Source organism: Niveibacterium umoris (assembly GCF_014197015.1).
Taxonomy (GTDB): domain Bacteria; phylum Pseudomonadota; class Gammaproteobacteria; order Burkholderiales; family Rhodocyclaceae; genus Niveibacterium; species Niveibacterium umoris.
In genome coordinates this window covers 1,135,441-1,158,430 of the sequence record NZ_JACIET010000002.1, presented here as the reverse complement: position 1 = coordinate 1,158,430, position 22,990 = coordinate 1,135,441, and the positions used below count along the sequence as shown (strand labels likewise).

At 65.3% G+C, this 22,990-nt stretch carries 20 protein-coding genes and 1 riboswitch; of the genes, 9 read left to right on the top strand and 11 right to left on the bottom strand.

Annotation, left to right across the window (positions count from 1 at the left end; all coding sequences use genetic code 11):
* The first annotated feature begins 190 nt into the window (after positions 1 to 190).
* The 3 genes from GGR36_RS17335 (at position 191) to GGR36_RS17325 (ending at position 1,864) form a co-directional block, all read left to right on the top strand.
* Entirely contained in the window at positions 191 to 520 is a 330-nt protein-coding gene (locus GGR36_RS17335; protein ID WP_183636033.1) for a c-type cytochrome, read from the top strand.
* An 81-nt stretch (positions 521 to 601) separates the two neighbouring features.
* Positions 602 to 1,225, top strand: coding sequence for a NapC/NirT family cytochrome c (locus tag GGR36_RS17330; protein ID WP_183636032.1), 624 nt, complete (start codon positions 602 to 604; stop codon positions 1,223 to 1,225).
* A 36-nt stretch (positions 1,226 to 1,261) separates the two neighbouring features.
* Entirely contained in the window at positions 1,262 to 1,864 is a 603-nt protein-coding gene (locus GGR36_RS17325; RefSeq protein ID WP_183636031.1) for a NapC/NirT family cytochrome c, read from the top strand.
* Between the two features lie 10 nt (positions 1,865 to 1,874).
* Here the strand turns inward: GGR36_RS17325 and GGR36_RS17320 are convergent, their stop codons facing one another.
* From GGR36_RS17320 to GGR36_RS17285, 8 genes are all read right to left on the bottom strand, one after another.
* Positions 1,875 to 3,047 carry a GGDEF domain-containing protein gene (locus GGR36_RS17320; protein WP_183636030.1) on the bottom strand — a complete coding sequence of 391 codons (1,173 nt, stop codon included), beginning with the start codon at positions 3,045 to 3,047 and terminating at the stop codon, positions 1,875 to 1,877.
* A gap of 40 nt (positions 3,048 to 3,087) precedes the next feature.
* Entirely contained in the window at positions 3,088 to 5,691 is a 2,604-nt protein-coding gene (locus GGR36_RS17315; protein ID WP_183636029.1) for an ATP-binding protein, read from the bottom strand.
* A gap of 19 nt (positions 5,692 to 5,710) precedes the next feature.
* On the bottom strand, positions 5,711 to 6,523 hold the full coding sequence (locus GGR36_RS17310) for a substrate-binding periplasmic protein (RefSeq protein WP_183636028.1): 813 nt from the start codon (positions 6,521 to 6,523) through the stop codon (positions 5,711 to 5,713).
* Between the two features lie 277 nt (positions 6,524 to 6,800).
* Positions 6,801 to 6,983, bottom strand: coding sequence for a hypothetical protein (locus tag GGR36_RS17305; RefSeq protein WP_183636027.1), 183 nt, complete (start codon positions 6,981 to 6,983; stop codon positions 6,801 to 6,803).
* A gap of 117 nt (positions 6,984 to 7,100) precedes the next feature.
* Positions 7,101 to 7,180: riboswitch (cyclic di-GMP riboswitch) on the bottom strand.
* Between the two features lie 376 nt (positions 7,181 to 7,556).
* On the bottom strand, positions 7,557 to 9,368 hold the full coding sequence (gene sppA, locus GGR36_RS17300) for a signal peptide peptidase SppA (RefSeq protein ID WP_183636026.1): 1,812 nt from the start codon (positions 9,366 to 9,368) through the stop codon (positions 7,557 to 7,559).
* Positions 9,369 to 9,842: 474 nt separating this feature from the next.
* On the bottom strand, positions 9,843 to 10,925 hold the full coding sequence (ahbB, locus tag GGR36_RS17295; RefSeq protein ID WP_242533291.1) for a siroheme decarboxylase subunit beta: 1,083 nt from the start codon (positions 10,923 to 10,925) through the stop codon (positions 9,843 to 9,845).
* Positions 10,925 to 11,146 (bottom strand): hypothetical protein, encoded by a 222-nt coding sequence (locus GGR36_RS17290; protein ID WP_183636025.1) that lies wholly within the window; start codon positions 11,144 to 11,146, stop codon positions 10,925 to 10,927. Before GGR36_RS17290 ends, ahbB begins: the two co-directional genes overlap by 1 nt.
* A gap of 52 nt (positions 11,147 to 11,198) precedes the next feature.
* Complete coding sequence (locus GGR36_RS17285) at positions 11,199 to 11,435, bottom strand: hypothetical protein (RefSeq protein ID WP_183636024.1); 237 nt, start codon at positions 11,433 to 11,435, stop codon at positions 11,199 to 11,201.
* Between the two features lie 263 nt (positions 11,436 to 11,698).
* Between GGR36_RS17285 and GGR36_RS17280 the strand changes: the two genes are divergently transcribed.
* Positions 11,699 to 12,487, top strand: a complete 789-nt coding sequence (locus tag GGR36_RS17280) for a substrate-binding periplasmic protein (RefSeq protein WP_183636023.1) — start codon at positions 11,699 to 11,701, stop codon at positions 12,485 to 12,487.
* Positions 12,488 to 12,514: 27 nt separating this feature from the next.
* On the opposite strand, the gene GGR36_RS17275 is transcribed toward GGR36_RS17280, so the two are convergent.
* Entirely contained in the window at positions 12,515 to 12,697 is a 183-nt protein-coding gene (locus GGR36_RS17275) for a hypothetical protein (RefSeq protein WP_183636022.1), read from the bottom strand.
* 239 nt (positions 12,698 to 12,936) lie between these two features.
* Here GGR36_RS17275 and GGR36_RS17270 point away from each other — a divergent pair, with 239 nt between their 5' ends.
* From GGR36_RS17270 to GGR36_RS17255, 4 genes are read left to right on the top strand one after another with little or no spacing between them, the layout of a single operon-like run.
* Positions 12,937 to 13,311 carry a response regulator gene (locus tag GGR36_RS17270; RefSeq protein WP_183636021.1) on the top strand — a complete coding sequence of 125 codons (375 nt, stop codon included), beginning with the start codon at positions 12,937 to 12,939 and terminating at the stop codon, positions 13,309 to 13,311.
* A complete protein-coding gene (locus tag GGR36_RS17265) occupies positions 13,308 to 13,916 on the top strand; it encodes a chemotaxis protein CheC (RefSeq protein ID WP_183636020.1) in 609 nt (202 codons plus the stop codon). Before GGR36_RS17270 ends, GGR36_RS17265 begins: the two co-directional genes overlap by 4 nt.
* A gap of 7 nt (positions 13,917 to 13,923) precedes the next feature.
* Positions 13,924 to 15,231 (top strand): GGDEF domain-containing protein, encoded by a 1,308-nt coding sequence (locus GGR36_RS17260; protein ID WP_183636019.1) that lies wholly within the window; start codon positions 13,924 to 13,926, stop codon positions 15,229 to 15,231.
* A 50-nt stretch (positions 15,232 to 15,281) separates the two neighbouring features.
* Positions 15,282 to 16,463 carry a MalY/PatB family protein gene (locus GGR36_RS17255; RefSeq protein ID WP_338086714.1) on the top strand — a complete coding sequence of 394 codons (1,182 nt, stop codon included), beginning with the start codon at positions 15,282 to 15,284 and terminating at the stop codon, positions 16,461 to 16,463.
* A 347-nt stretch (positions 16,464 to 16,810) separates the two neighbouring features.
* On the opposite strand, the gene GGR36_RS17250 is transcribed toward GGR36_RS17255, so the two are convergent.
* Entirely contained in the window at positions 16,811 to 18,298 is a 1,488-nt protein-coding gene (locus GGR36_RS17250) for a methyl-accepting chemotaxis protein (protein WP_183636018.1), read from the bottom strand.
* A gap of 157 nt (positions 18,299 to 18,455) precedes the next feature.
* On the opposite strand from GGR36_RS17250, the gene GGR36_RS17245 reads away from it, so the two are divergent.
* Positions 18,456 to 19,973 (top strand): pyruvate kinase, encoded by a 1,518-nt coding sequence (locus GGR36_RS17245; RefSeq protein WP_183636017.1) that lies wholly within the window; start codon positions 18,456 to 18,458, stop codon positions 19,971 to 19,973.
* Between the two features lie 18 nt (positions 19,974 to 19,991).
* On the opposite strand, the gene GGR36_RS17240 is transcribed toward GGR36_RS17245, so the two are convergent.
* Positions 19,992 to 22,481, bottom strand: a complete 2,490-nt coding sequence (locus tag GGR36_RS17240; RefSeq protein ID WP_183636016.1) for an EAL domain-containing protein — start codon at positions 22,479 to 22,481, stop codon at positions 19,992 to 19,994.
* Positions 22,482 to 22,990: the final 509 nt, after the last annotated feature.

Below are 22,990 nucleotides of genomic sequence, written 5' to 3'. Positions count from 1 at the left end.
TTGGCTGCATCTTCGGCGCTTGCCTTCGCAAAACAGTGCCCCATGTTTCATCGATGTCAACTTCCACTCGGGATTTCGGGTCGCATCGCGGCCGGGCACGTGCCATAGTGCTTGAAAGAAGAGCGCCGGCCAGAGCGCGCTCGGGTTGCAGGTCTGGACAAGGGGTGGATTGCTGAAGGGGGAAACGGCAATGAAACATCTGTCTGTGGCGCTCGCTATCGTTGGCCTCATGTCAGCTTCGGCCGCCAGCGCGGCCGTCGACGCGGACGCCGCGCAAGCGCTGATGAAGAAGAGCGACTGCTTCAAGTGCCACTCGATCGACAAAAAGAAAGATGGCCCGCCCTACCGCGAGGTCGCCAGGAAATACAAAGGCAAGGCCGACGCCGAAGCCGCGCTGACCAAGCACATCACCGAATCGCCGATGGTCGAGATCGACGGCGTCAAGGAAGAGCACAAGGCCATCAAGAGCAAGGATCCGGCCGAGATCCGCAACGCGGTGCTGTGGATCCTTTCACTGTGACGATTTGACCGGGCAAGCACCCCGGCCGGACCGCCTTTTCCGTGGACGCCCTCAGCGGCGACCACCAGGGAGGAGGGGACGATGCTTCGCAGAATTCTCGATCCGGTGCGGCGCTGGGCGGCGAGCCGACGTGCGCCGATCGTCCTGCTGATTGGCTTCGGGGTCAGCTTCGCCGGCTTGAGCCTGCTTGCGAGCAGTCTCGTCTACACCAGCACCGAGCCATTCTGCGCGACGAGTTGTCACGAAATGGCCACGACCTCAGACGTTGAGTACCGCAGCTCGGTGCATGACCTCAACCGCACCGGTGTGCGCGCGATCTGCCCTGACTGCCATGTGCCGCATGCGCCGATTCCGCTCTATGTCGCGAAGATGGGGGCCCTGAACGACCTGTGGAGCCACCATGTCACCCACCGCGTGGATACGCCGGCGAAGTTCGAGGCCGAACGCTCACGCATGGCGCAGAACGTGTGGCGCTACATGAAGGGCAACGATTCCCGCGAGTGTCGCCACTGCCACGACGAAGCCAAGATGGATCCCGACAAGCAGTCGGACATGGCCAAGGCGCGACACGCCAAGGCCCGACGCGAGAGGATGACCTGCGTCGACTGCCACTTCGCCATCGCCCACCATGAACCTCATGGCGGGCCGGGGCCGCAGGAACTCCAAGTCGACCAGGCGCTAATTCCGAAGGGCGCGATTTTCTAGCCCGCGCCACGCCACCAGAAAAGGGAGATGCGTCAGATGCCCAGGATCTTCGCACCGCTCCGCCGCTGGGGCGCCCGACCCGGTTCGCTTGCCATGCTGGTGGCTGGCCTGGCCATCGGTGCGCTGACCTTCGGCTCACTCGGCTCCTTCATGGTCTACGCCAATTCGGAACAGTTCTGTGCCAACAGCTGCCATGAGATGACCAGTACCGTGGCGTTGGAATACAAGAACTCGATCCACGACATCAACCGCAGCGGCATGCGCGCGACCTGCAACGACTGCCATGTGCCGCACGAACACATTCCGAACTATCTGGCGAAAATGGGCCTGTTCTCGGACCTGTGGGGGCACTTCGTTACCCACTCGATCGACACCCCGGCAAAGTTCGAGGCCAAGCGTTACGAGCTGGCAAAACGCGTATGGGTGGACATGAAGGCCAACGACTCGCGCGAATGCCGCTTCTGCCACACCGCCGCCAAGATGGACGCCGCGAAGCAGACAACGACGGCGAAAAAGCGGCACGACAAGATGCGCAAGGAAAACCTCACCTGCATCGACTGCCACTTCGCCATCTCGCACAAGGAGCCAGACGGCCCCGGCCCCAAGGAACTGGGTCAGGTCGCCACCGGCAAACAGTAGCGCGCCGTATTCAGTCGATCTCGCGCACTTTGGCGAGACCGTCCGGATTGCGGCGTGCGCTGTCGAGCGCCGCCTCTGCCGCCAGCATGACCGCGTCGGAGGTCGATTCGCTGCGGCGCGAGCTTGCGACCCCCGCGCAAGCGGCGATCTCGATGTCGAAGTGACCCAGCGCGAGCGGGCTGAGACTGATCTCGAGCACGATGTCGCGCGCCAGCCCGGCGCCGGCCTCGCCATCGCTGTCCGGCATCACGACGATGTAGCCCTTGCCGCCCCAGCGCGCCAGCAGTCGCCCGCGGCGCAGCACGCGGCGGATGCATTCGGTGACATGGCGCAGCACCGCGTCTCCGACGTCGTGCCCGTACCAGTCGTTGAACTGGCGGAAGTTGTCGAGGTCGATGCGCACCACCGTGGTCGGACGCCCTTGTTCGGCGCCGTTTTGCAGCGCGGCTTCCACCGCTTCGTCCGCGGCCATACGGTTCGGCAGACCGGTCAGCAGATCTTCGCGGCGCGCGCTCTCGCGCAGGCGCACCAGCGCCCGCTCGCCGATCAGCATCATGCACAGCAGGATGCCCAGCACCAGCGACAGTAACACCCCCATCAACGTGATCGCCTGCATCGGCGAATCCGCAAAGTAAGCATCGTAGCCGTCACGATGCAGCCAGGTCAGCACTGCCCGCAGGATCAGCGAGGTTTGCAGGATGCTCAATACGACCAACAGCCCCATCGTTGCCAGCGACTTGCGCAGACGCATGCTGCAATACAGTTCCCAGATGGTCAGCCCGACGGCGACAATCAAGCCCGCACTGAGAATGGCGACGCGCGCGAACAGGCTCGGCATCGCGAAGGTGTACCAGATCGCGCCCAGGTAGCTGGTTCCCAGCACACCCGCCACATACGGCAAGCGCGTGTGCCGGTCCACAAGGCGGCAAAGGCCTACATGGACAAGCCCCTGGCTGAGCAGCGTACCGAGATTGCCGAGCACGATGGACACCGGCAGCAGGTCTGGCGAGATGCCGCGCAAGGCCAGTGCAGCCGTTCCGAAACCGAGCACGATGCTGCTCCACGCAATCGGCCGCGCCCCCCGCATCAGTGGCTGGAAGCTGCGGATGAAGACGTGCAGCATCAGCCCCATGCACAGGGAAACCAGAGTGACCGAAAAGAGGATGGAGTTCAGGTCGAGCATCGGGTGAAGCATCCCTTGTTCAAGTGTCGATGGCTAACGCTCACTGCACTGCGCGCGGGGCCGGTTCGGTACGCGGCAGCCAGCGTCCGAGCGCCGCCAGCAATTCGGTGAGCACCACCGGCTTCGCAATGAAATCGTCCATGCCCGCGCCCAGGCACGCCTGGCGGTTTTCCTCGAAAGCGTTGGCGGTCAAGGCGACGATCGGCACGCGCCCACGGCCCGCCGCAGCCTCGTCGTCGCGGATACGCCGCGTCGTCTCGAAACCGTCGAGGTGCGGCATGTGGCAGTCCATCAGGATGATGTCCGGCGCCAGACCCGCGCGGATCGCATCGAGCGCCTGCAGGCCATCGAGCGCCGTTGCCACGCGGAATCCGTGGTGCTGCAGCATGAGTTCCACCATCGTGCTGTTGGTCGGGCTGTCCTCGACCACCAGCACCAGCGCCCCTTGCGGCGGCGCATCGACCGCTGCGGGCGTAACCGGCGCAACCGGACTTGCCGACATGCTGTGCCCGCCGGAGCCAGCAGGCAGCCCGGCCCGGATGCGAAACCAGAAGCATGAGCCGTGACCCGGCTCGCTGCGCACGCCGACGTCGCCGTCCATCAGAAGAGCGAGACTGCGCACGATCGACAGCCCGAGGCCGCTGCCGCCGGCGCTGCGGGTGTTACCGCCATCCAGCTGGCTGAAGGGCTGGAACAGCTGCCCCAGCTTGTTCCGCGGGATGCCAGTGCCACAGTCGGTGACCGAAAAGCGCAGGTCCACGCTTGCACCCTGGCGCGCCAGGACTTCACCCTCAAGCCGGACGACCCCTTGCGCGCTGTACTTGATCGCGTTGCTGAGCAGATTCGACAGCATCTGCTTGAGCCGCACCGGATCGGCGCGAAACTGCTCGCTTTCCGCCCCCCACCACTGCGGCGCTATCGTCAGCGACTTCTTCTGTGCTGCCTCCGCGAACAGCGCGGCAGTCTCGGCCAGCACGACACGCGGGCTCATATCGCAGGGATTGAGATCGAGCCGGCCGGCCTCGCCGCGCGCCAGATCGAGGATGTCGTTAAGCAGGGTCATCAGTGTCCCGCCCGCGCCGAGTATCGTACGCGCCCGCTCGATCCGCTCCGCCTCGCCGAGGCCCGGCAACATCAGCAGTTGTGCCATGCCGAGAATCGCGTTCATCGGCGTCCGGATCTCGTGCGAGATCGTCGCCAGAAACTGACTCTTCGCGCGGTTGGCCGTTTCCGCAGCTTCCTTGGCCGAGCGCAGTGCATCTTCGGTGCGTCTGCGCTCGGTGATGTCATTGAAGGTGCCGATGTAATTGCACACCTCATGCTGGCCGTCGGTCACCGCAGAGATCGCGAGCTCTTCCGGATAGATCTCGCCGTCACGACGACGGTTCATGATCTCGCCCTGCCAGCGACCGTCGCGCTTCACCGCTTGCCACAGCGCCGCATAGAAGGCCTCGTCATGAATCCCGGACGAGAGCACATGTGGCGTGTTGCCGCGCACTTCTGCCTCGGTATAGCCGGTGATGCGCGTAAAGGCCTTGTTCACCCGCAGGATGCGCTGCTCGCGATCGGTGATCACGATGCCGTCGAAGGCCGCATCAAAGACGCGCGCAGCAAGTTCCAGTTCGGCCCGGGCTGATTGCCGTTCGCGCTCGCGCCGCTGCTGCAGGCGCACGACCAGCGCACCGATTACCCCGATGAAGCACAACACGCCGATGCTCATGGCGCCAAGGTTGACCATCTCGCGGCGCCAGTCCGCGAGCACCGCGTCGCGATCGAAGTGCGCCTGGATCACCAGCGGGAAGAGTCGCGACGCATGGTAAGCCAGGATCGCCGGCCCCACGCGCGAGGTCGCCGGCGCATCGAGGTGCCCGATTTCATGATCCGGCAGCAGGCTGCGGAACACCGCCTCGCGCGACTGATCCAGGCCGGGCGGTATGCGGGTCGGGGCCGTGCTGACAAGCAGCGCGCCGTCGTAGCGCGAGAGGCTGACGACGAATTCCTCCCGCTCGACCAGGCTCGCCATCTGCTGCGCGAGGTAGTCCGGGTTGAGGACGGCGACGATGAAACCACCGTCGCCATCATCGCCGAGACGTCGCGCCAGCGAGAAGAAATAGGGCTTGGCGCGCACATCTACAGTGCCGGCGAGCGGCAGACCATCGGCCAGATCGCGCCCGGTCCAGGGTCGCGAAATCCGCAAAGCCGTGGCTTCGCCCTCGCCGCGCAGCGCCGTCAGGGCCTCGGCACTCAAGCGGCTGCCGCGCGCATCGGCCGCACTGCTGGCCAGAATTCGCCCGTCGCTCGCAACAATGGCAATTGAACGCAGCACGGGGAAGCCGGCGAGATCGGCTCGCAGGCGCGGCTCGAAGCCAGCACCGTCGTCCGCCGGCCGTTGCAGCCAGTCGGCACCGCGCGCGTCGAGCTGGCGGTCGACGGTGCGCAGCACCAGGGTCAGTTGTTGCTCACCCAGTCGTGCGGCGTTGCGCGCCAGCGTGCGATGGGTTGCCAGCGCCTCGCTGCGCAGGCGCATCGCGTGGTAGGCGACGCCGAGCAAGCCGCAGAGCACGAAGGCGAGCATCACCGCGCCAATGCCCTCGGGCAGAAGCGCCCGGCGGGCGCGTGGGTTGGCGGAGGGGTCGCGAGACAAGGTGAAGTTCTTCCGGCGCTCAGTCGCGATCGAGGATCGGGTCGAGCCGGTAGCGCCGCGCCGCGGCCGCCAGGCGCCCGTCCGCGCGCACGGCGGCAACGAACTCATCGACCCGTTTCAGCCAGGCCTTGTCGCCTGGCTTTACCGCATAGGCGGCGCTCACCGGGAAAAAGGGCGTCGCCGGCGCGAGCACCTGCACCCAGTCATGGTCATCGCGCATCTTGTGGGTGAACGGATAGTCGGACATGAAGACGTCCACCCGCCCGGCCTCCAACTCGGCTTCGCGCGTTGCCGGCGGCTGGATCACCACCAGCTCGGCATGCTTGAGGCGTTCGCGCATCAGGGCTTCGTGGTACGTGCCGGCGGCAACGGCAACCCGTGTGCCCGCCCGGTCGATGTCGGACCAGCTGCGCACCCTGGCGTTGAAACGGGTGGTGACCGCATAGACATCGCTGCGCAGGTAGGGGCGAGAGAACGCAAGGCGCTGCGCGCGCTGGGGCGTGATCGCGACGGCCATCATCGCGATGTCGCAGTGATCCTTCTCGATATCGTCGATTAGCGAAGCAAACGTGCTGTCGACGAAGCGCACGTCGACGCCCAGGTCACGTGCAAATTCTGCGGCCATGTCGACGTCGAGCCCCGAGAGCCGGCCCGACTTGGGATTGCGGTAGCTGACGCCGTAGTACTCGGGCCAGATGCACACCCGCAACGCTCCGCTCGCGGCAATGCGCGCAAGGCGCGATGCTGTTTGCGCCGGGCAGTCGCGTACCGGCGCGCCGAACAGGGCGACGCAAACCAAGCCAACAAGCCACGTTCCCCAATTCAGCCTCATGCCCGCTCCGTACCCTGCGCCACGCACCGGGAATGCCCCGAGCGCGGCGAGTGCGCCCGCAAGTCTTTGCGAGACGCACAGCCACGTCGGGTACTCAGCCGTACCACCGTCGTCGGGGCGGCACGTCACAGGGTTATCGGCAGGCGCGGGCTTTCCTGTAGTGGCTCGCATGTTTCAGCGTGGGCATTGCGCCGTCGCCGGGAACGATCGCCCGCGGGCTTGCGCGGCCACCCCGACCTTGAAGACCGGCCGGGGGCAGCCCGCAACAGGTACACGCTTACTTGAGCTTGCGCGCCCCGCCTTCGCGCGTGTCCGCCCCGCGCAAGGCATTCAGCAAACGCGTCGTGATGCCCAGCTCGTTGCGTGGCTGTGCGCCGCGGAATTCGGCCACGCGCGTTTCGTTCTTGTGCCCCTGTGCATCGCGGATGCCAAAGATTGCGGCGTCGCTCAGATCGATCATTTTCTGTCCCCCGGTTGTGTCGTTCTGGTTGACGACCGGCCGCCGCTGGATGGCGCTGACACTTCTGGGAGACGCTGGACGGAATGCAGGCGGGAAGCGATCTGGAGCACCGTGCTCCAATGCAACCCCGCTATCCGAACAGATCCGGACCGGAAGCTTTGCGACACCGGATTGCTCCGGCTGTGCCGATCGTGTTTGCCCTCGTTGCAAGGGCAGACGCCTGTGAAATTACCCCACCTTGCGCGAATTCGCAAAGCCCTGCGCGCACGACCCGTCCGGATGGCTCGTCATGCCGCCGCACCGCATGCGTGCTGGCGAGCGCCTGAACAGATCGCGGCAGAACACATGAATCGAACGACGACAGGACACAATATTTTGCAGAACCTGAAGGACACAATCACTCGTTTGGACTATGTCCGCACAGTCTCCGCACCACGACTGGCAACGGCTTCGGCAGTCAATGCGGATGTGCCGTGGCGACAACATCACGCGAGCCGAGCCCAGGCCCAGGCCCGAGCTTGCGCCTAGGTGCGGTTTGCGACTGCGACTGCCGGCTCGCGCGCTGCCTCCCGGTCAAAGCCCTTCGCAAAGACAGCGCGCAAAGATGCGCTCACGCGAGGTGAGCAGCTCAAGTTCCTGCATGAATCCGGCAAGCGCCGGCGCTGCAGGGCCAGCCATTTCCAGAGTCTTGCCCTGCGCGTCGGCCCCCATCAGTGCCGCGATCAGCCTGGCCCGTGAGGAACGTTCCGGCACCACATACACTGGCGCATAGTCCTTCAGACCCGCCTTCTCTGCGGCATAAGCAAGGGCGTCTTCGAGCCCGCCAAGCTTGTCGACGAGTTTGTGCTCCAGCGCCTGCTTCCCGGTCCACACCCTGCCCTGAGCGACCGCCTCCACCGCTTCCGGCGACAACTTGCGCCCTTTCGCAACAACCGCAACGAAGCGTGCATAACCATAACGGATCTGTTGATCGAGCCGGTCGGCCATGTGATCGGACAAAGGCGTTGCAGGGTTGGGCTGGCCCGCATCGGGCGCCGTCGTTACGCCGTCGGTATTGATGCCGAGTTTGGACAGCGGTTCGGCGATTTCAGGCAGTACGCCAAAGATGCCAATCGATCCAGTGATACTCGTCGGCTCGGCATAAATGCGGTCTGAGGCCATCGACACCCAGTAGCCGCCCGATGCTGCAACCGTGCTCATCGACACGACGACCGGCTTGCCGGCTTCGCGCGCCCGCTGCAGCGCGCGGCGGATTTCTTCCGACGCGGTGGCGCTGCCTCCGGGGCTATTGACCCGCAGCACCAGCGCTTTGACGGTCTTGTCGTGCGCCGCATCCTCTATCGTCTTGACGACCGAGGCGCTGCCCACGACGCCGGCACGGCTCGCGCCTTCCATGATGACGCCATCAATGACAACGATGCCGACCTTGGACGGGGTGGTGACGTCTGCAGCGTCGAGCGTGGCCGCATAGTTCGCCACCGTGACATAGCGCGGTGCCCGCCCCTCCCTGTCCGCCCCGAAGCGCTTCTTGATCATCTCGTCGAAGCTCTGCGCAGTGGCAAACTCATCCACCAGCCCGGCGCGTCGTGCCATTTCGGCGCTGTTCCCGCCCGCCTCGCGCAACTTCTCTGCGCCCAGGTCGGCATAGGCTTGCACCGCCTCCGGCTTGAGTTTGCGTCGCTCGGCGATCAGACCGGTGAGGCGTGCCCAGGTGTCGCCCAGATAGGAGATCGCCGCCTCCTTGTCCGCGTCGGACATTGAGTCGCGGATGTAGGGCTCGACCGCACTCTTGTAGGTGCCGACCTTGAACACATGCATCTTGACGCCAAGGCGTTCGAGCAGGCTGTGGTAGTACATCTGATGACGCGACAGCCCGTTGATCGCCACTTCCCCATCGGGGTCGAGATACACCCGGCTGGCATTGCTCGCGAGCAGATACTGCGTCTGGTCGAAGCGATCGCCCCAGGCCAGCACCGGCTTGCCGGCCAGCTTGACTGCCGCGAGTGCGGAATTGACCTCTTCGATGCGTGCCAATCCCGGCCCCAAGTCGGCGGACTTGATCACCACCGCCTTGATCCGGGAATCCTTCGCCGCCGCGCGCAGCGCCCGCAACAGATCGACATGCTGAGTCGCGGCGGGTCGGTCGGAATCGGGCGACAGCAGGGCCATCGGGTCAGGCTGCGGCGGCTGCTCGGCGAGCGCACCGACTGGCGCTACCAGCAACACGCTGCCCTCTTCGACCTTGCCGGCGTTGTGGGCGAGCACCAGCCCGATGACAAACGCAGCGAAGATCAGCAGGCCAAGCATGAACAGCGCATTCAGCGTGAACACGCGCAGCGCAGTAATGCCGCGACCGACGCGGCCCAAAAAGCTTCTTACAGTCATCTGTGGAACACTTCAAAGTGGTTGCCGACGAAGCGCCGCCAGCAGCGAATCATGATCCCGACGCGTCCGTTCATCCTGAACGGATGTGGTCGCCACCGATCGGGGCAATCTGCCCGCGTACTCATACACCCACCTTCGCGCCATGCCCTGCCTGCTGCGGAGAGTCCCGCGCAGGAATGCCAGCCACGAGGCAGGAGTGCCGCCCACGATCATGCCAGCAAACCGTGCCACCGATTTGTCAGGAAAATCACTGCTGATACACGCGCCTATGACGCCGCCCGCCATGAGCTAGACCCACATGCCCTCAGGCAATGCATGCTTGGCTGCCCGGGCGCGCGGCGGGCGCCGGCAGGACGCGCAAGCGCGGAAAGATCCCGCGTGACGCCGCGCATCTGAACTCATCCGGTTTCGCGGAATGATCGGGCGTCACGCTGGCGATCGGATTCGCCCCCCGCCAGGACCAAACGCAAAAAGCTAGCGTTCGGAATAGCGCGCGCCGCGCTGTTTGTAACGGCGCGTCGAAAACAGCACCGCCGATGGGTGCGCTTCGAGGCCCGCGTCGTGGATCAGGCGCTCGCGGATCTGTGCAACGGCCGTGCGCTCACGGCCATGAATCATGCAATAGAGGTTGTAGCGCCAGCGTTTGGATACCCGCGCACGGCGATAGCAGAGGTTGACCCCTGGCATCTCGGCAATGCGTCGGCCGATTGCCGGCGCGTCATCGTCCGGAACATCCCACACGCACATTGCGTTGGCACGCAAGCCCAACTCGTGGTGATGCACGACGACCCCGATTCGTCGAATCGCGCCGATCGACAGCCAGTAGCGCAATTGCTCGATCACTTCCAGTTCATGCATGTCGGCGCGCATGCCGAGCCGCGCAAAGGGGCGCGGCACCAGGGGCAGGCCCTGTTCGAGCGCGGCCAGCAGTCGCCATTGCCGGCTGTCGAGGCTGACGCGGGCGCGCTCCAGATCCACCGCACGCGCCGCGCGGGTTTCCGGCCCGTGCAGATCGAAACCGAGATCGAGGTGATAGCCCTCAAGCATCGGAAGGTCCAGCGGTGCGGCGCCGGTCGCCTCTTCGATGCGCTGCAGGGCACGATCGATGTGGGACCGTTCCCCGGCGGTCAGCACGAACCAGAGGTTGTACTCATGTTCGCGGGCATAGTTGTGATTGACCTCGGACATCAGCGAGATGTATCCGGCCACAGACTCCAGGCGATCCGGCGGCACGCTGATTGCCGCAAGGGTTGATGCCCCGAACGCCGCCGGCGTGAGGACCGGGCCGACACGCGAAATCGCGCCCTCGCGCTGTAGCCGGCGAAATGCGGCCAGCACGTCGCGCGCGCTGCGGCCATAGGCATCCCCGACGCGCGCGAAGGGTTCGATGTCCAGCGGCAAGTCACGCTGCCAGCGATTGAGCAATTCGAATTCGAAGGCCTCGTCGCGCGCCTCATCAGCCGCCTGCCCACCGAGCAAGGTGAGAATGTCGACCGGCCCACCGAAGGAGGGCATTGAATGGGGCGGCTGCTTGTCCGTCACCTTGTTCGGCTTCATCAAAATCCCGTCTCCACCACAACGGTGGTGAAGCAATCGCCCTTGGGCGCGTCGATGGAAACGCCTGCCTGCATGTCGAATCCGTTGCCGACAATGCGGACGCTGGGCGCCTTAAGCGTCAGGAACCATGCACCGCCGCTGCTCGGCAGAACGCCCTCTCGCCATGCGACATGCCTTGGTTCGCGCGACGTCACGACACCCTGCGAGCGCGTATCGATCACTTGCACTTTGCCGCGATCCCGCAGCGCGCAGTTGACCCATGTCTGACTTCCATCAGGTCCCGCCAGAAGGCACACCGGCCACCCGGCCAACAAGATCAGAACCAGCGATCACGCCCTGCCGGTGGTCGGGTGGGGACACGTCGCGCCCCGCGCCGGCGAGCCGACAAGCCGATTCGCTGGCGTGACCGCCAAGTGGTGCGGCTGAGGCATCGCTGGCCTGCCAGAAACCAAGCAGCAATGCGCCAACAGCCCCGAGGCGTATGACGCGGTCGAACAAGTGTGAATTCATGTCGCGGCTCCCCCTGCGCGATGGAGCGGCCAGCATGCGCAATCGAACCGCCGCTGAGCTTGATCGCAGTCAAGCGCAACCAGTACCCGGACCGCCTTGAAGCACTTCGGTCGATCTAGCGCAAGGGATAGCGCAGGTGCAAGGCACCGAGCCACAGCACGAACTCAGGCGCCCTGCACTATCGCGGCCGCCGGCCTGGCGGTGGCCGCGCACGTTTCGTGGCCCTACACTGGGCGCAACCACGCTCGCATCTCAAGCCAAAGATGAAGACCCTCCTGCTTGCATTTGCCCTGCAGCTCAGCCCCGCGCTCGCCCTTGCCGAGTCGCCCGCGGGTGCAGTCAAGGTCTGTGCCGACCCGGACCCGCCGCCCTGGACCTACTGGGTACGCGACGCCCGCGGGCAGAAAACCGAGCGTTTCGAGGGGGCGTCGGTGGACATGGTGCGCACGATCTTCAAACGCCTCGGCAAGGAGGTGGAATTCATCGGCAGTGTGCCCTGGGTGCGATGCCTGAAGCTGGTCGAGACTGGCGAAATCGACTACGCGATGGACGCCTACGCCGATCCGGAACGTGCCAGGCGCTTCGCCTATTCGGCGCACTACAACACGCTCACGCCTCAGGTTTTCTTCCGTGCAGACACGCCGCTGAACATCCGCACGATCGCCGACCTGAAGCACTACCGCGGCTGCGGCATGATCGGCGCCAGCTATGCCCACTACGGGCTGGATCCGAGAGATCTCGACCTTGGCGTCACCACCTATGACGCAATGATCCGCAAGCTCAAAGCCGGGCGTTGCGATTTCTTCGTCGAGGAACTCGAGGTGATTTCCGGCTACCGGTTTCTCGGTCGCGACTATATTGGCGATGCGGCGATGCGCCACGCTCCGGTCGCCGATGCGCGCGCACCGGCCAAGCACCTGATCGCCGCACGCGTCAGCGAGGCTGCGCGCCTGTTGGCGAAGTTCGATCGCGAGCTTGCAACGCTGATCAAATCGGGCGAAGCGGCCGAGATCTGGCAACGACACGCGCCCGGGCTGCCTTACAAACCTTAGCAGGCTTGTCGGGCCAGCGAGGCCCGCTCAAGCCCACTCTTCGGGCAACGGGTCGAATTCCCCGATATCGCAATCGCGCACGGCATGCGCCATACCGAAGACATCAGAGGCCCGGAATGGGTCGCTCCATTGCGTTTCGCTGATCGCCTCGGCCAGCAATTCATCAGGCACGCGGGTGCGCGCCGCACGGGGGTCGATATCCGGAGACATGGCGCCTCTCTTCGAGAAACGACTAATTCGCCGCAAAATTGCGACATCCGTGAACAAATACGCCAAGCTTGACGATTTAGTCAATCCCAACATCTTGACAGCCGGACCCCATGACGCTCCGGCGCAACAGAGCTGACTCGCACGCGGCATTTCCCCTCCGCCGCCATGACCGCCCTGTGGCATCTCAAGTTTTCAGGACCAGTGCCGAAGTACAAGCATCAGCCTGAGGAGGCCCGAACATGACTCAACCGCTCACCGTCCTGGTCGTCGACGACAGCCGTGTCTCTCGGATGATGAGCCGCTCGCTGGTCATGCATCTGCGTCCTGGCAGCGATGTGGTCGAAGGTGCCGATGGGGAACAGGCCCTCGCGCAAGCGAGGGATCGCCACCTGGATCTCGCGATCCTCGACATGAACATGCCCGGCATGAACGGGCTCGAACTCGCCAGCGCGCTGCATGCGCTGCAACCGGATGTGCGTCTCGCACTGCTCACCGCGAATGTGCAGGAAGCGGTGCGCCAGCGCGCCGAGGCCCAGGGGGTGCGCTTCTACCGCAAGCCGATCAGCGAGGCAGTGATCGCGCAGATCCTTGACGACGCCTTCCCGCAGACATGACGCTCGCGCTCAGCGAACTGCAACTCGACGCGCTCGGCGAAACCTTCAACATCGCGCTCGGCGAAGCGGCCTCCGTCTTTTCGCAGATCGTCGGCGAAGAGGTGTTGCTGTCGGTGCCCTGGGTCGCGCTGATGCCACGTGAAGAGGTCGCGCAGGCGGTGGACATCGGCCAGGGCGGGCAACGCCTGTGCGGTGTGTTGCAACGCTTTTCAACCGAATCGGTGTTCGAAGCCGACACGCTGCTGGTGTTTTCGGAGGAAGGCGGGCTCGAAGTGGTGCGCCGCCTGCTCAACGAGCCCACGCCCATCCACCGCATTACCGAGCTGGAGCAGGACGCGCTCGCCGAGATTGGCAACATCATCATCAACGCCTGCATGGGGAGTATCGCCGGGATCCTCGGGCGTGAAATTCCCGGCAGCCTGCCGCGCGTGATCCTCGCCGATGCGCATAGCCTGCTCGAACGCAGCGCCGGCTCCACCGTGCTGGTGGCGCGCATCGGCATGCGGCTGGAATCGACGAACATCGAAGGCTTCGTGATGTTCATGATGGATCTCGAGTCGATCCGCGCGTTCGTCGACAAGGTCGGCGCCGCCTTCAATATCTGACGTCTCGATGAATACCGGCGACCTTGTCGACGCGCTGCAGACCGGCATCATCGCGCTCGACGACCGGGGTCAGGTGACCGTCTGGAACGACTGGATCGCGACCCGCGCGAAGGTCCGCCAAGAGGATGCGCTTGGACGCGCACTGGAGGACCTCTTCGGTGCGCTCGATCCGCGGATTCAGCGAGCGGTTGCCGAGGCACAGAAGGCCGGGCGTGCAAGCCTGCTGTCCTACGCCTTGCAGCCCTTTCCGCTGCCCTTGCACGACCCCGACAGCGGCGAACCGATCAGGCAATCGATCCGCGTCACGCCACTCGCCCGCGCATCAGGCGGTCGCCTCGCGCTGCTGCAGGTCATTGATGTGACGGACACGGTCAAACGCGAGCGCCTGCTGCGCAATCAGGCCGCTCAGCTGGAGAACGAACTCGATGCCCTGGCGCGGGCGCAGGCCGAATTGGCGCGCAGCGACAGCCGCTTGCGCGAACTGGCCCGCCAGGCGCCGGTCGGCATCTTCGAAATCGACGACCAAGGCCGGTACGTGTTTGTGAACGACCGCTGGAGCACGATGACCGGCCTGCCCGCGGCCGATGCAGCCGGCGCCGGCTGGATCGCCGGCGTGCACCCGGACGACGCTGCACGGGTCGAGCGGCGCTGGATCGATGCGCGCAATGCACGCCAGCGCATGGCCGAAGAATTCCGGCTGCGCGCACCGCAGGGGCGCGTGGTGTGGGTGCGCTGCGAAACAGCGCCGCTGTTCGACGCGAACGGCCGCGTCAACGGCCATATCGGCACAGCCAGCGACATCACGCAGTCGAAGCAGCAGACCTTGCTTGCGGAGTTCCGCGCCAGTCACGACTTGTTGACCGGCCTGCCCAATCGCAGCGTGCTCGAACACAAGCTGCGCGGCGCGATCGAAGAGGCGCGTTCGGCCGGCACCCGCGCCGCGCTGCTGTTCATCGACCTCGACCGCTTCAAACAGATCAACGACGAACTCGGGCATGACATCGGCGATCGGGTGCTGCAGGTGTCCGCCGAGCGGCTGCGCGGTGTTGTGCGCAGCAGCGACGTGGTGGTGCGCTGGGGCGGCGACGAATTCGTCGTGGTCCTGACCAACCTGCCGACGCGCGAAACCATCGCGCGCGTCTCCGCGGATATCGAACGCAGCATCGGCGAGCCGGTCGACCTCGGCGGCATCTGCGCCGCGGTCGGCAGTTCGATCGGGGTGGCGGTGTTTCCAGACGACGAAGCCACCGCCGACGCACTGATCCGCTTTGCGGATAACCGCATGTACGCGATCAAGCGCAGACACCACGCCTGAGAAGGTAAAGCCACACACTTGGCCGCAGCTTGCCGCTGCAGGCCGATGGCATGGGAGTAAGATCGGCGCTCCTCGTCGCGAGCGCATCCACCATGTTCGATTTCGACACCCCCCTTCCGCTGCACGATCGTGCAATTTCGATGAAGTGGTCGCGCTACGCGAATCAGGAAATCCTGCCGATGTGGGTCGCCGACATGGATTTCGCTGCCCCGCCCCCAGTCATTGCCGCCTTGCAAAAGGAAGTCGCCTTCGGGCACTTCACCTACTGCGTCTCGACGCCGGATCTGGTGGAGGCCACGCTCGAGCATCTGGCAAGCGCCTTTGCCTGGAAGGTCGATCCACAGTGGCTGGTGTGGCTGCCGGGTCTGGTCTGCGGCATCAACGTCACCGTCAGGGCCGCAACCGAACCCGGCGAGCAAGTGTTTGCCGCGACGCCGGTCTACCCGCCCTTCCTGTCCGCACCGGAGCTCGGAGAACGGCGACTCGCAACGCATGGCCTGGTTCGCCGCGAAGAGCGCTGGGAACTGGATTTCGATGGCACCGACGCGGCGCTGGCGGGCAGCCGGCTGTGGTTGTTCTGCCACCCGCACAACCCGGTCGGCCGCGCCTGGAGCGAGGCCGAACTGCGCAAGGTAGCCGCACTCGCCGAACGCCACGATCTGATCGTCTGCTCGGACGAAATCCACTGCGGCCTGGTGCTCGATCCGGCGGCGCGCCACATGCCGCTTGCGGCACTGGACCCGCAGATCGCCCGCCGCACCATCACCTTGATGGCGCCATCCAAGACCTTCAACATACCCGGCCTTGGTGCCGCGTTCGCGGTGATCCCGGATGCAGCGCTGCGTCGCCGCTTCACGCACACCATGGCGGGCATCGTGCCGCATGTGAACCAGTTCGGACTGGTGGCGATGGAAGCCGCATTCCGAGACGGCGAACCCTGGCGCCGCGCGCTGATCGACTACCTTGCCGCGAACGCCCGTCTTGTCGAAGCCACCATGGCGCGCCTGCCGGGCGTGCGGATGACACCGGTTGAAGCCACCTATCTGGCCTGGATCGACTGCCGCGCGCTGGGGCTGGAGAACCCTTCGCGGCACTTTGAATCGGCGGGGCTGGGCCTTTCAGACGGCGCCGCGTTTGGCGCCCCCGGGTTTGTGCGGCTCAACTTCGGCTGCCCGCGCAGCACGTTGCAAGTCGGTCTCGATCGATTCGAACGCGCACTCGCCACACTCTGACAATCAGCCGGGCCCGAAAAACACACGGGCCGACTCCCGCAAGGGATCGGCCCGCAATTTCGGTCAGTGCTGGCACTCACCGATCACCGCTGTCTCAGGGCGGCGTCGTTCTTCTGGCTTGTCTCCATCCTCTGGTTCGATTCCTGGACTGGCGCGAAGCTACCGGAATCTGCATTTTTAGCATCTGCCTTTTTGTACGGCGTGGCAGAGTGGGGCGCAGTCTAACCAGATCGCATGCGGCCAGTCGACATCTGCCAGGCCAGCAATTCAGATCAATGTGAAATATGTTGGAAACACACTAGAGTCGGCTCAGGCAGTCATTTCACGCAGAACAACTGTGCGTGGTTTCAGTGATCAAACCGCTCCACCGCGCCGTGGAGATCACGCGCAGTCTGAGCGAGCTGCTGCGAGCGGCCCGCGATGGCTGCGCTCTCGCCACTGGCCTGCGATGCGATCTCGCTCAGTCTCGCCACAGCCGACGCCACCGAATGCGCGGCATCGCGCTGGGTACGCAGCGCCTCTTCGATACCGGCGATGTTGTCGTCGACACGACTGGCGCGACGCAGGATCGCCTCGATCGCGCCGCTTGCGCGCTCCGCATTGCCAAGCCCGGCCTCCACTTCCTTCACCGCATGCGACATGCGGGTGGTGACGTCGCTCTTGACCGACAGGATCTCACTGACCATCTTCGTGATGTCGCCGGTCGCACGATTGGTCTGTTCCGACAGCTTGCGCACCTCATCGGCGACGACCGCGAAGCCGCGCCCGGCCTCGCCCGCGCGTGCGGCTTCGATGGCGGCGTTCAGCGCCAGCAGGTTGGTCTGCTCTGCGACGGATTTGATCATCTGCACCACCTGCCCAACCGCCTCGGACTTCGCGCCCAGGGTTTCCACCGAGGCCGAAGCCGCCTCCACCGCCTCGGCCATGCGACGCATCGCATCGGCGGCTTCACCGATGACGGCACCGCCATCGCGCGCAGCCTCGCGTGAGCGTGCCGCCGCATTGGCTGCTTCGGAGGCGCGCTCTGCGATCGTGCCGACCGTCTGCTCCATGTCGCTGGCCACGTTGCCGGCACTGGCACTGGCGTCGGCCTGCGCCTGCACGCCCGCGGAAATCCGCTCGCTTGCCGCCGCCAGTTCGGCGGCCGTCTCGACCAGTTCGCGAGCAGTCGCGGCCGCGACCCCAACCGTGCCGCGCAGATCGACCTGCATGGCGTCCATCGCGGCAATCATCGGACTGCGCGCCACCTCGCGCGCCTCGAACCGGAAATCAAGCTTGCCTTCCTTGACGCTACGCGCGAACTCGGCACCCACCTGGGCTCGCCACAACACCGTGCGCAGCATGTAGCTGAGAAAGGCGAGCACCGCGATCAGCACCACCATCGCGGCCGCTTCACCCGCTACGGCACCATTGGCAGCACCGTGCTGGCTGTTCCACACGGCGCACGACACTGTCCACAAGATCGCGGCGCCGACCATCAGCTTCATGTCGCAATAGCCGAGCAACATCATCACCAGGGCCACTGCGGCCAGGCGTGTCCAGACCGCACCGCCGGACAGGTGCAGCAGCGTCACCGAAACAAGCACGGTAGCCAGCGCGGCGACAATGCGGGTGACCGATTCGCCCGGCGCAGCGCGATGTGCGATCAGCAGAGGCAGCAGCGCCACGGCGGCGACCCCGCCCGCCAGCCCCCACTGGTCTTGCGCGGCCCCCAGCGCAATCGCCACCAGACTGAACAGACCGAGGAGTCCGAGCAGCAGTTTGTCGGTCACGGAACGCGCCGCAAAAAATACCCCCTCGCGCGACTGCGACAGTCGCATGATCATTGTTGTCATGAACGCTCCACCCCGAATCGATCTTGTTGGCACCGCAGTGCGTAATGCCAGCTAACGGCATCCGCCGCTGCTTTCTTGAATTGCGCTGACATCGGTCTGCAACAGGAATCAACGACGATGCCTGGCTGCTCCCCCCGCCCACAATGAGGGATCACACATGCCTGCAACGGTCGCCGACAAGACTTCGCTTCACCTCACCAACCTCTTTTCGGAACTCGAGGCACTGCGCACCGACATCGTCGACGAAGGTGAATCGCTGGTCGACCAATGGGCGAACTGGATACGCCGCGCCGAATTTGCGCCTTCCGCGCGCAACCTCGCCTGTTACCTGGCGCTGCGCCGGCGTGACCTGTGCGCGCTGCAGGAAGAGCTGGCCCGCTTCGGCCTGTCGTCGCTGGGTCGCAGCGAGTCGCGCGCAACCGAATCGCTGACTGCGATTGCCGCACTGGTTGCCCGCGCGGCTGGCATTCCTGCCGAACAGCAGCCGAATCTGCCCTCGCGCGGCGATTTCGTGGCGGGAAACCAGCGCCTTGATGAAGAGAGCCTGCGCGTCTTCGGGATTCCGAACCCGCATCGCCGCACACGCATCATGGTGACGCTGCCCCCCACGGCAGCCGACGATGTGGACTTCCTGCGCGGGCTGTTGCAGCGCGGCATGGAGATCGTCCGCATCAATTGCGCCCATGACGACGAAACCACCTGGGCCGGCATGATCCGCTCGCTGCGCGCCGCCGAACAGCAACTGGGCATGCCGCCTCGCACACGCGTGCTGATGGATCTGGGGGGGCCGAAGCTGCGCACGACCACGTTCGAGGGCCAGAGCGACAAGCACCGCTTCAACATCGGTGACAGTTTCTGGCTGGCGCGCGCGCCTTCAGACGCGCCGCAAGGCGATCGCGCGATCGGTTGCAGCCTGCCCGAAGTGATCGGCCAGTTGCGCCATGGCGACCCGGTGTGGGTCGACGACGGCGAACTCGGCGGCCGCATCACCGATCGACGTCACGGCGCGGTGCAGGTACAGATCACGCAGGCGCCGTCGGACGGCAAACGCCTGAAGGCGGACAAGGGCCTGAATTTCCCGGCCACCGAACTCGCCGTTCCGGCGCTCACCGATGCTGACCTCGCCGCGCTGCCGTTTGTGGCCGAGCATGCCGACCTCGTCGGCTATTCCTTCGTGCAGGGCGCGGAAGATGTCGCCCGTCTGCAGTCCGCGCTGGAAAGCGCCGGGCGGCGCGGTGCAAAAGCGCCGGCGCTGATGATGAAGATCGAGACCCGGCGCGCGGTGCGCAACCTGCCGGAGATCATCGTTGCATCGGCCGGCCGTAACCCGACGGCGGTGATGATCGCGCGCGGCGACCTTGCAGTGGAGCTCGGTTACCAGCGGCTTGCCGAGATCCAGGAAGAAATCCTGTGGCTCTGCGAAGCCGCCTCGGTCCCGGTCGTATGGGCGACGCAGGTGCTCGAATCGCTGGCCAAGCGCGGCCAGCCGTCGCGCAGCGAAATCACCGATGCGGCGATGGGCGTGCGTGCCGAATGCGTGATGCTGAACAAGGGGCCGTACATCCTGGAAGCGGTCGACATGCTGTCAGACGTGCTGCAACGCATGGAAGCGCACCACCGCAAGAAGACAGCGCGGCTGCGCGCGCTGCAGTCGTGGCAGGCGCTGTTCGCCTGATGTGCCGCGCGGCGGGCCTCAGCCTACCGCGGCGAGACGCGCGCTGACCTCTTCGGCGGTCATCGGCTGCGAGAAGAGATAGCCCTGGAAGCTCTCGCAGGCGAGCGCAGTCAGCGCGATGCGGGTACCTTCGTCCTGTACGCCCTCGGCCACGACCGAGAGGCCCAGGCCCCGCGCCAGGCTGACGATTGAAGCCACCACCGTGGCAGCCCGGGTGCTGCACACCATTTCCTCGACGAGGCTGCGATCGAGCTTGAGGATGTCGAGCGGCATGCGCGCGAGCATCGCCAGGTTCGAGTAACCCATGCCGAAATCGTCGAGCGAGATGCGCACGCCGACACCCTTGAGACGCCCGAGCACCCGGGCCACGCCCTCCGGGTCTTCGATCAGCAGCGATTCCGTCACTTCCAGCTCGAGCGCATCAGGCGGCAGGCCGCTCGCCTTGAGTGCATGTTCGATCGCCGGCAGCAACTCGATGTCCTTGATCTGGCGCGCCGACACGTTGACCGCAATGCGCAGGTCGTGATGCCCGATCGCGCGCCAGCCGGCCAGGTGCATGCAGGCCTGCTCCAGCACCCAGCGACCGATCGGCACGATCTCTCCGGTGTCCTCGGCGATCGGGATGAAGCGCGACGGCGGCACCCAGCCGAGCTTCGGATGGCGCCAGCGCAACAATGCTTCAAGCGCGACGACCAGCCCCCCTCGCGACGACACGCGTGGTTCGAAGCGCAATTCGAATTCACCGCGTTCGGTTGCATGGCGCAGCGATTTTTCCAGCGCCAGGCGTTCGTGGGCCGCCTCCGCCAGCGACACGTCGAAGAGGGCGTGGCCGCCCCGGCCGGACTGCTTGACCGCGTACATCGCCATGTCGGCGCAGGCGATCAGTGATTCGGGCTCGTTGCCATCCTGCGGGTGCAGGCTCGCGCCGATGCTGCAATCCAGATAGAACTGCTCGTCGCCAACGCTGAAGGGTTTTTCGAAGCAGCGCCGCACGCGGGCCACCGACTGGGCCATTTCGCGATCGGCTAGGGCGCGCCCGGCCTCGACCGGCGTCGTGAGCGGGATCACGGCGACAAATTCGTCGCCCCCATAGCGCGACAGCAGGCCGCCTTCCCCGGTGGCCATGCCAAGCCGCTGCGCCACATCGCACAACACGGCGTCGCCAGCGGTGTGGCCCAGCGAGTCATTGATCTGCTTGAAGCGGTCGACGTCGATGAAGATCACTGCGACATGCTGCGCGCCGGCAGCCGCGTCGAGCATTTCGCCGAGAAACGAGATCAGCGCCCGGCGGTTCGGACAACGCGTCAGCGGATCGCGTTCGGCGAGGAAGCGCACCTGGCGTTCAATCTCTTCGCGCCGCGCGATCTCGCGCTGCAAGCGATCCACCGTTTCAGACAGCTCTCGGGTTCGCTCTGAAACCCGTTCCTCCAGCTCGGCGTTGTTGGCACGCGAATCTTCAAGCGAGCGCACGGCCTGCATGTAACGCAGGTTGTACGAACTCGCCCGCTCAAGCTGATTCATGCGCGCGGCCAGCAGTTCGCGGTGCGTTGCCAGCGCCGCGGTCGTATCCCCGATACGCTCGTAATGCTTGTGCAACTGGTCAAGACAGGCGACATGGCAATCGAGCAGGCCGTGACTCTGAGCGACGGCGAGCGCGCGATCCATGTGTGCGTCGAACGCAGCGTTATCGCCGATTTCGGTGGCAATCGAGGCGAGGTGATAACGGCTCCAGGCCACCACCACCGGTTCGCCCATCGTCTCGCCCAGCTGCATCGCGCCTTCGATGTCCGCACGTGCGGCGTCGAGCGTGCCGGCGCGGTGATGGATCACGCCAAGCTGCCCCAGCGCCAGTGCCGCCAGGCGGCCCGGACCGTTACGCCGCCCGATTTCGAGCGCTTCGGTCAAAGCCTCTCTTGCTTCTTCCGGGCGCCCCAGCGCGATCAGCGGCGTCGCGCGGTTGTAGAGGGCATAACCGAGTTCGACCTCGCGCTCGGGGCAGCGCAGTCGATAGATGCGCTCGGCGCGTTCGGCCAGTTGCAAACCCTCTTGTGGGCGCCCGGTGTTCGAGTAGGTGACGGCCTCGGTCACCAGCGCGCGCGCCATGCCCGCCGCCTCGTCGAGCAGTTCGAACAGGTCGCGCGCATTCTCGATATGGCGCAGCGCCTGATCGAGCAGCCCGCTCGCGGCACACACCGTGGCCAGATGGTGATGCGCCCAGGCCTCGCCGGAGCGATCGCCGCTCGATTCGTAGAAGGCCAGTGCGGCCTGCAAGTGTGCAGTGGCATCGGCGATACGGCCGAGCACACGCATCGTTTCGCCCAGCCTCAGTCGCACTGCAGAGGCCAACACCGCATCCGAACCACTCAGCGCGCTATCGAGCAGCGCCTCGCCAAACTCGGCCGCGCGCTGCGGCGCGGTCTCACGCAAGTGATCGAGTTGCGTCAGTTCGTCCAATCGCGCCTGCGCGATACCGGTGACACCGGCTTCCGGTCCAGCAAAACCCACCATGCTCTCCTCGTTGCAGACCGCAGTCTGCCACGTCTCGCGACTGCTCCGCACGCCCAGAACCCGATTGGCGCGCACACAAGTGGTGCAGCAGCAAGCAATCGCTATCAATCCGGCGCCGTCCGGACCCTGCATAGGCAGTATCAGCCTTGCTGGCAGCCGGTTGCGCGCCGGTTGCCGGGGCGGAACGCTGATCGGCACTGGGTTTCAAGCGAAATCATGCGATCCCGGAAGATTTCTTGAATTGCGCAATCCCGGCAAGGATGCGTCCCGCACTCACTGGTTTAATTCGTTCCAAGGCGTTACGGACCTCCCCCCCGTCCCCCGACGAAGTCGCTTCCCCCAGCGGCATCTCCTCCCGTAGCGTCTTGTCTCCCCCCGCCCGTCGGTCGAGCCCCCCCTCACCGACGGGCTTCATCTTTTCTGACTCCTGAAACACGCCAGCGTGGCTGCCCCTGCTCCACCCGCGCCCTGTCCTTCCCGCTGCGGCAATTCCCGGTCGCATCGATGAC

Excerpts from the sequence above, each read along its gene's own strand:
- GGR36_RS17330 (WP_183636032.1), top strand. The coding sequence starts at position 602 with ATGCTTCGCAGAATTCTCGATCCGGTGCGGCGCTGGGCGGCGAGCCGA.
- GGR36_RS17255 (WP_338086714.1), top strand. The coding sequence starts at position 15,282 with ATGGGAGTAAGATCGGCGCTCCTCGTCGCGAGCGCATCCACCATGTTC.
- GGR36_RS17285 (WP_183636024.1), bottom strand. The coding sequence starts at position 11,435 with ATGAATTCACACTTGTTCGACCGCGTCATACGCCTCGGGGCTGTTGGC.
- GGR36_RS17335 (WP_183636033.1), top strand. The coding sequence starts at position 191 with ATGAAACATCTGTCTGTGGCGCTCGCTATCGTTGGCCTCATGTCAGCT.
- GGR36_RS17325 (WP_183636031.1), top strand. The coding sequence starts at position 1,262 with ATGCCCAGGATCTTCGCACCGCTCCGCCGCTGGGGCGCCCGACCCGGT.
- GGR36_RS17310 (WP_183636028.1), bottom strand. The coding sequence starts at position 6,523 with ATGAGGCTGAATTGGGGAACGTGGCTTGTTGGCTTGGTTTGCGTCGCC.
- GGR36_RS17280 (WP_183636023.1), top strand. The coding sequence starts at position 11,699 with ATGAAGACCCTCCTGCTTGCATTTGCCCTGCAGCTCAGCCCCGCGCTC.
- GGR36_RS17275 (WP_183636022.1), bottom strand. The coding sequence starts at position 12,697 with ATGTCTCCGGATATCGACCCCCGTGCGGCGCGCACCCGCGTGCCTGAT.
- ahbB (WP_242533291.1), bottom strand. The coding sequence starts at position 10,925 with ATGAAGCCGAACAAGGTGACGGACAAGCAGCCGCCCCATTCAATGCCC.
- GGR36_RS17245 (WP_183636017.1), top strand. The coding sequence starts at position 18,456 with ATGCCTGCAACGGTCGCCGACAAGACTTCGCTTCACCTCACCAACCTC.
- GGR36_RS17320 (WP_183636030.1), bottom strand. The coding sequence starts at position 3,047 with ATGCTCGACCTGAACTCCATCCTCTTTTCGGTCACTCTGGTTTCCCTG.
- GGR36_RS17240 (WP_183636016.1), bottom strand. The coding sequence starts at position 22,481 with ATGGTGGGTTTTGCTGGACCGGAAGCCGGTGTCACCGGTATCGCGCAG.
- GGR36_RS17270 (WP_183636021.1), top strand. The coding sequence starts at position 12,937 with ATGACTCAACCGCTCACCGTCCTGGTCGTCGACGACAGCCGTGTCTCT.
- GGR36_RS17265 (WP_183636020.1), top strand. The coding sequence starts at position 13,308 with ATGACGCTCGCGCTCAGCGAACTGCAACTCGACGCGCTCGGCGAAACC.
- GGR36_RS17250 (WP_183636018.1), bottom strand. The coding sequence starts at position 18,298 with ATGACAACAATGATCATGCGACTGTCGCAGTCGCGCGAGGGGGTATTT.
- sppA (WP_183636026.1), bottom strand. The coding sequence starts at position 9,368 with ATGACTGTAAGAAGCTTTTTGGGCCGCGTCGGTCGCGGCATTACTGCG.
- GGR36_RS17305 (WP_183636027.1), bottom strand. The coding sequence starts at position 6,983 with ATGATCGATCTGAGCGACGCCGCAATCTTTGGCATCCGCGATGCACAG.
- GGR36_RS17260 (WP_183636019.1), top strand. The coding sequence starts at position 13,924 with ATGAATACCGGCGACCTTGTCGACGCGCTGCAGACCGGCATCATCGCG.